The organism is Acidiphilium sp. MT5 (assembly GCF_054767495.1).
In genome coordinates, this window is the sequence record NZ_BAABMR010000028.1 from 1 (window position 1) to 7,683 (window position 7,683).

At 63.5% G+C, this 7,683-nt stretch carries 5 protein-coding genes; all 5 read right to left on the bottom strand.

Annotated elements, in window-relative coordinates; translation table 11 throughout:
* Positions 1–111 precede the first annotated feature (111 nt).
* The 5 genes from tnpB to ACYUCQ_RS16020 all read right to left on the bottom strand — a co-directional run bounded on the left by tnpB (position 112) and on the right by ACYUCQ_RS16020 (position 7,330).
* Positions 112–393 carry an IS66 family insertion sequence element accessory protein TnpB gene (tnpB, locus tag ACYUCQ_RS16000; protein WP_460255552.1) on the bottom strand — a complete coding sequence of 94 codons (282 nt, stop codon included), beginning with the start codon at positions 391–393 and terminating at the stop codon, positions 112–114.
* Positions 394–478: 85 nt separating this feature from the next.
* Positions 479–3,181 (bottom strand): CHAT domain-containing protein, encoded by a 2,703-nt coding sequence (locus ACYUCQ_RS16005; protein ID WP_460255553.1) that lies wholly within the window; start codon positions 3,179–3,181, stop codon positions 479–481.
* 6 nt (positions 3,182–3,187) lie between these two features.
* Positions 3,188–3,868 (bottom strand): RNA polymerase sigma factor, encoded by a 681-nt coding sequence (locus tag ACYUCQ_RS16010; RefSeq protein WP_460255554.1) that lies wholly within the window; start codon positions 3,866–3,868, stop codon positions 3,188–3,190.
* Positions 3,852–4,505, bottom strand: a complete 654-nt coding sequence (locus ACYUCQ_RS16015) for a hypothetical protein (RefSeq protein WP_460255555.1) — start codon at positions 4,503–4,505, stop codon at positions 3,852–3,854. The genes ACYUCQ_RS16010 and ACYUCQ_RS16015 overlap by 17 nt, the downstream gene beginning before the upstream one ends.
* 92 nt (positions 4,506–4,597) lie before the next feature.
* On the bottom strand, positions 4,598–7,330 hold the full coding sequence (locus tag ACYUCQ_RS16020) for a Hint domain-containing protein (RefSeq protein WP_460255556.1): 2,733 nt from the start codon (positions 7,328–7,330) through the stop codon (positions 4,598–4,600).
* Between the last annotated feature and the right edge of the window lie 353 nt (positions 7,331–7,683).

A 7,683-nucleotide genomic window follows, 5' to 3' on the forward strand; every position in this document is an offset into this window, starting at 1 on the left:
CAGGGTCAATTTGCACAAAGCGATTATGGCAAAAATCAAGGCATAAAGCCAATGACTCTGGCGTGATCGACGCCTATCCGAATGATTATTCCGCATTCTCCTACACCGGTATCAGCCGGCCACCTCCGGGCGCAGACTGCGAACCGGCGCCCACCTCCGGCGGCTTTCCACCTGCTTCGCAGGCGGAACCTTTCGCCGCCTCCGCCACTCGCACCCTTCAAGCAGCGTCGCCAGCTGCGCCGGTGACAGGGAAATCAGCGCGGCACCGCTCTGTGGCCATGGAAAACCACCCCGCTCCAGCCGCCGGGTCAGCAGGCAGAACCCAACACCATCATGCCAGATCAACTTGATCTGAGAGCCCTTCAAACGCAATGTCGTGGTCAGATCTCCCATGCCAAATCGCTACGGGCACCTGCTCCCCTCGTCAACCTGACAATGCCCTCCGACAGGCTGCTAGCCGAACGAGCAGATTGCTACCTTAACCCGGCGTGCGGGTGGGATTACCCAGGAGGACAAACGCGGCCCAATTGACTGGGGCGCGCAGGGCGGGGTCGTCGCTGGTGATCATGGTGATTTGGGCGTGGCGGAGCGCTTGTGCCAGATCGGCGCCGGTGCGGATGGCCCGGTAGAAGGCGGTCATTAACGCCGGCGTGCCATCATCAAGCACCGGCCACAGGCTGGCCAGCACGGCGGCGGCGCCGCGACGGCGGATGAGTGCGGCGAGACCTTCGAGGTCGGCTCCTTGATCGCTGGTTTCGATGATGCCGATGGGGATGCCGATGGGGATGGAGGTGGGCATGGCGGTTTCGCAGGCTGACAAGGCGACCAAGGAAACGCCGCCGAATTGAAACGCGGGGCTTTGCAAATCGGCCAAGGTGAGGGTGCTGCCATCACCCAGCAACAGATGCGAGCCTTGGGCGTGCGCGGGATCGAACCGGAAATGGCTGGCGATATGCACCGCGCAATGATCCTGCAAGGCGTTCGCGAGGCTGGCCTGGGTGAAGGCGGCATCGAGATGGATCTGGCCGGGGAAAATGCCGTGTTGCGCGCCGGGGGCTGAAGGATCGGCGATGATGGCGGTGAGTTCGGCATGGATGGTGGCGAGTTGCGGGTAGCCGGGCACGGCGCGGGCGACACCAAAGCCGGCAACGCGCCAATCGGCGATGGGCACGCGCTGGGGCTGACCGCGAGGTGCGGTATGGCGGGCGGCGGCGGTATCGAGGGTGAGGGTGAAGCGTTCGATCAGAAATGACGTGCCGTTATGCAAGGCGGCGAACGGCACGGTGCGCAACGCGCCGCTGGGGGCGAGCAGCAGGCTGGTGATGCCGGTTTCGGCCAGCAGGTCGGCGATCGGGGCGATCAGCAGACTATGGAGGGTCATGGCGATCCGGTTGAAATCATTGGTTTGGTGTTCGATTTGATGCTCGATGGCGAAGCGGAACTCATGAATCAGGCGGTGCAGCGCGCCGCGCGAAACCCCGACATCGCGGCTGACCTGGTAATCGGCGGTGGTGACCAGGATGATCAGCCGGTCATCGGCGGCGAAATGATGCACTAAGGCGGTATCGTGATCCTGCAAAGCCAGGTTCGATTGCATTTGCGCGCGGGCGGCTTGGTTGAGGCGGCGAATATCTTGGGCATCGACGGCGCTGCGGGCGGCGAAGGCGGCGCAGAGTTGATCGAGCCACTCATCGAATGCGGCAATCGCGGCGCGCACCGCCTGTTGCGCGGCGGGCGCGCCGACTGTGGTTGTGTTAGCGGTCGCGGCGGCGGTTGTGGCCGCGTGAGCGAGGGCGGCGATGATGTCATCGCCATAGGATTGCCAGCGTGCTTCCAGGGCGGTCAGTTGCAGAAAGGTCATTCTGGGATCGGCGGTGCCATCGCGCCGGAGCAGGTTGAATAATTCCTCCTCTTTGAGCATGGCGAGCACGTGCTCGGCTTCGCCCAGGCGGCCTTCGCGCACCAATTGATCGGCTAAATGATGATAGATTTTCGCATTCGAGGCGGCGTAGTGCTGTTGCAAAGCGCGCTCCACCGCATCGAGGCGACCGCGTTGGCGCTGGATTAGATTAACGGCCTGTTTGCCGAAGAAAATTGCGGCGCCGCTATTACCGGCGTCGGCTTCGAGTTCGGCGAATGTTTGGAACACGTGATGGCGAAGGGCTACGCCACTCGGCAGGCTTGCGATGCGCATGGCGTCACGCAGAAAGCTGCGGGCGGCGGCGGGTTGAGCGTTGGCTCGGGCGGCGCGGGCCAGCCAATAGAGCGACAGGCCGGTTTCGGGATGATGGGGGCCGAGCCGTTGTTCGCGTATCAGGAGCGAGTCGGTGAGATAGGTTTGGGCGGCGGCATGATGGCCGCGCGCGGCTTCGATTTGGCCGAGGCTTTCGAGCGCGGCGGCGATGTCCGCGTTGCTGGAGCCGAGTGCTTCGCGCCAGATCGCAACGGCCTCGCTATGGCACTCAAACGCGGCGTCATAATCGGCAAGGCCAATCAGCGCATTACCGAGATTATGCAGGCTGTTGGCGATGTTGGGGTGCTTGGGCGGGTAGGTTAGCCTGCGGATGCGCAGGCTTTCGCGATGGCATTCGGCGGCTTCGCGAAAATCGCCAATTTCGGCGAGCACATTGCCGAGATTGGTTCGACCGGCCGCGATAAAGGGATGATCCGCGCCGAGGCCACGCTGCCAGATGGCGATGGCGGCACGGTGATCTTCCATCGCACTCCCATAATCGCCCATGGCGCGGGCGACGCTGCCGCGATTGGTGAGGGAGAGGCCGATGAAGCGGTCATGAGGATCGAGGATGGCGCGGCGGATGGCGAGGGCTTGATTGTGATAGGCGCGCGCCGCCTCGAAATCGCCGATCTCTTTGGCGAGGATGCCGAGATTATTCAGGCTGGCGGCGACATCGGGATGGTGATCGCCCAGTATGTCGCGGCGCCATTGCAGGGATTCGGTGAATTGGGCGCGGGACTCCTCGAGCGCGCCAGTTTCCATGCTGATTTGGCCGAGAAAGCGCAGCACACCCGCGATCGCGAGGCCGTCAGGCTCGGGGGCGGCGCGCAACAGGGCGAGGGCGGTGTTGAACTGGGCGGCGGCGGCTTCGTAATCGCCGCGCTCCATGGCGGCCTCGCCGGCGCGGCACAGCATTTCGACCGACCCGGGATTGGCGTCACTCATCCGATGTTACTCACCAGATACGGCGATGGGTGGGGTGGCGCTGGGCGCGGGCGGCACGCGGCAAAAGCGCAGCGCCATCCAGGAGGCGGCGCGATCACCGGCGGCGGCGAAATCGGCCAGTAGGCGGCAAATATGTTCGCGGGCGCGGCGGACCAGCACATGGCCGTTACGCCCGCCCATCGCCGCGCCGATTTCGGCGGGCGAAAAATCCTCGCAGAGCAACGCGAGCACCCGCGCCCAATGCGGATCGAGCCGATCCAGCAGACGATCCAATAATTGCCGGGCGGCGAAGGCGTCTTCGACCGGTTGATCCCAATCGATCGGCGGGAGGACGATCTGGGCGCTGGGGCCGTTTTGCGCGAGGGCGGTGTTGAGGGCGAGGGAAATGGCCTCGTGATCGCGCTGGGCGGCGCTGTGGCGATGTTGATCGATCAGCAAATTGCGGATGGTGACGTGCAGCACACGGAGCAGCACCGCGTCCTCGGGGATGTCAGCCGGAAGCGGCGAGGTTCGATAGCGGCGATAGAGGCGCGCGAACGCATCTTGCACCAGGTCTTCAGCGTCGTCGCGATTGGTGCAGCGGGGCGCCCAGACGCGCACCAGGCGGACGAAATGAAGCTGATGCAGCCGGGTCAGGCGGCGCGCGAGCGATGGGCTGTCCGCGTCGTCGCTAAAGGGCGGTGTCATGGGTGCGCTCTCGCGGGTTACCGAGCACCAGATCATAGGTTCCGGGGGGTAAGGCCGCCTCATAGCGCAAGCGCGGGCCGGCTGGATCGGGGATCGTTTCCGCGTCGATCTCCATTGGGGCTTGGGCGGGATCAGTGGGGATGGCGAGCAAGACCGGCGGTGCGGCCTCAGGCGCGAGGGGCAGCATGGTCAGCAGAATCCGCGGTTGCGCGCCGGTATCATCCAGGATCAGGCTGATCCGGCCTTCCGGCGAGCGCGCGCGGGCGACGGCGCTGGCCGCACGGGTGGTGGCGGGCAGTTCGGGGTGCAGAAAGACCCCGTTTGCCGTGCGCGGAAACGGCAGAGTTTGGTCTTCGCCGAGAATGACCGACCGACCGCGCTGATCGCCCAGCTTGATGGCGATGGCAGTGATCACCGCGCTGAGCCAGCCAGCGCGCCGGTCCGCCGGGAGGCGTGCGAGAGCGCGATCACGGCGGGCATGGGCTTCGGTGAGTTCGGCATCGATTTGCACGAAGCGGTCTTGGAGTTCGGCCTGGCGCCGATTGAGGGTGCGTTGATCAAGTGCGGGGATGCGCGCCTCGAGCATCATGCGCACCAGATTGCGCCAAGTATCGGGCCGGTTGGCCGGTTTTGACATCGGGTCCATCGCACGCGCTTGCGGTTGCCGCTTGGGTTTAGCCACTGAACTCCACCTTTTATAGCATGAAAACGGTTCGTCATCGGAAAAATTCACCCGAATTTGCGTGCTGCCGGGTAGGGCAAGGTCGCGGAAAGATCGAGGCGGACGGGTTGGCCGCGCACCAGATGGGCTGGGATGATAGCGTCGCCATTGGTCCAGCGGCCATCTTCTTCGGGGCGGTGCCAGCCTTCGGTCAGCAGCGGATGGTCAAGCGCGATGGTGGCATCGCCGATGTGCAAAGCGCGCAATTTTACGCCGAGGCGGCGATGATCGCGCGGGTCGGCGCTGAGCATGCCGGGGATGGCGCTGCGCGAGGCGATGCGCACGGCACCATCTGCACGGCGGATGACGCGCAGGCGTGGATCATCGAGGGTGGCGATGGCCGCGCGCGCGAGCAGCCGGGCGCGCACCGCCTGCACCACCGGTCCGGATTCGTGGAGCGGGGCGAAGCCTGATCGTTCGCGGCGATTTTGGTCGAACACCGGATGCAGGCTGATCGCCGCGCCGCCGCTGAAGCAGCAACGATTGCCGGTATCGAGATAAGACTCGGTGAGGCATTGTTCGGCATAGATCGCGGCATGCTCGGCGAGTTCGAGATGATGATAGGTGACGAAACGACGGCGCAGGCGGCGGATTGAGCTGCCGTTGAGCAGGGTTTTGGCGGGGATCAGGCAGCCATCGAGAAATAGCGCGTGATCGGGTGAGAGCAGCAGATTGCGGCAGGGCACGCCGGCGGCGATAGCGTCTGCCTGGATCAGCACCGGCCAGACCCGCTCGGGTGCCGCATGGCGGCTGGTATCGATCCGGCGCTTGCCGTGCCAGATGATTGGCACGGCGGCACCGTCATGGCGGATGACCAGGTCGCCGGGAGCGAGAGCCTCGACGATGCGTGGGCCGTGCGGGGTGAGAATCTGGGTGCCACTGACAAAGCAGGGGAGCGGGTTGGCGATGGCGATGGTGGTGTTGCCGGGCGGATCGACCACCGAGAAATCGCTGGTGGTGAAATTGCCGATCAGATCGAGGGTTACGCTGCCCGTGGCGTTGCTCAGCTCCAGACCGACGCCGGTCACATAGCTATCGCTGGTGGCGGCGAAACCATCAAGCACGAGGGTATCGCCGAGGCTGAAGCCGGTAATGGTTTCGCCGGATGCAAGCCCAGCGGCATCGCCGGTTACGGACCATGAGGCACCTTGGGCGAAGCTGAGGCTTGAGAAGCCAATGATGTCTTGGCCTAATCCACTGATGATGCCGGTGGCTGTGCCGGGAGCGGTGCTGGCGGAGGCGGCGGCGAGGATCAGATCGTTGCTGGTTGCGGTATCGGCGCTGACCGAGCCGATAATGGTTGCGCCTGGATCGAGCGTGAGGGATAGGGTGCCGCTGGCATCGATCAGTGCGGTGCCGGCGGAATTGAGGGCGGAGGCGATCACGCCGGAATCGGTGATATTGACGCTGCCGGTGCCGCCGATGGCGATGGCGGTGATGCCACCGATGCCGCCTTCATTGATCAGGCTGCCGGCGGTCAAGCTGATGCCGATACCGTGGCTGCCATCAGCGCCGATCAAGCCGGCATTGGCGATGGTGACGCCGAGAGTACGCGCGATGATCCCGTCATAGCCGGTGACGGTGCCGCCGAGCGTGTTGGCGAAGGCACCTTGATAGAGCGTGATGGCAGCGCCGCTATTGGTTGCGGTTTGGGTGATGGTGCCTTCGTTCAGCATGGCGGAGGCGGCGCTGTAATAACCGATCGCCACCCCTGAGGTCGGCGCTTGGATGACGCCACCGGAACTATTGGTGGCGTAGCCGGCACCGAGAACAACGGCGGAGACATTGGTGATTTGGGGGGTGATAGTGCCGTCATTCACCAACGTGCCATTATGGAGCCTGAAGCCGACTTTGACGCCATCGGTTTGGCCTCCGGCTTGCTCGACGAAGGTGCCATTGGTGACGAAAACGCCGATGCCGGGACCCGAGACGGTGATTTTGCCTGCATTGGTCAGGGTCGCGCCGTCGCCGATCACGGCGCCGTAGCCAAGCACGTTGCCGTTGCCAAAGCCGACGATGGTGCCGAGGCTGCCATTGGTCAGCGGGCCGCCATTGACCAGGGCGCCGACGCCTCTGCCATTCAAGCCGGTGGCCCCGATCACACCCTGATTGAGCACGGTGCTGCCGTAATAATGGCCGTTCACCGCGAGTGTTCGCTCATAGACGCCGTATTGACCGCCGGTAATTAAGCCGGTTTGGCTGTTGTACAGGCCGCTCGCCTGCATCACGATGCCGGTATTGCCTGCCCCTTGATGGCCCTCGACGCTGCCCGCATTGCTCATGGTGCTGAACAGGAGATAAGCACCATCGCCCGACCCGCTGATCAGCGCGCCTTGATTATTGACGGCCTTGCCGTCCTGAATGCTGAGGCCGATGCCATAGAGGAAATAGGATTGCAAACCTCCTGGCACCAGCAAGGTCGTTTCGCTGAGGATCGAGCCGGTATTGATCACGGTTGAGAGCGTGCCGACGATTTCGAGGCCGATCCCTTCATTGTAATTGATCGAGTAAAACGGTCCGGTGCGAACGCGGTCTTGGGTAGCGGAGCCGGCAATCTCGATGGTGCTGGTGTTGGTGATGGTGACGCCCACGCCGATTGGCGCGTACATGGCTGTGCTGATTGTTGGCGTGCCGGAATTGGCAATCAAGCCACCGATGCTGGCACTGACCGGGCTGGCGATGATGGTTGAGCCTGAGCTCAGCGTGACAGTGGCTGCGACGGTATTGCTTGATCCCGACATTTTCGCTCCTTGATCGCCGGTGGCGGTGCACACGGAGAGAAAAAACGGAACTGGCAGCGATTATTGACATGCAGCTTGGTATTTTTGTTGGCGGTGTGTGGGGTGGGCGGTGATGGCATGGATTTTGCTGCTTTGGCTGGGCGCGCAGCTGATCGTGCGGGTCACACGGGAAAATGCACCGGTAAACAGGGTTGCGACAGCAACCAGTTTGGTGCCCCATCACCATGCGCTACGACCGCTGCGCTCAGACATTTATGTCTGCCATCGTCATCGCAGCAATCGTTATCTTTTGGATCAATAAACCGGCGACACCGCAAACGCCCTGCTCGCAGCAATCGGCTACAATTTCCACC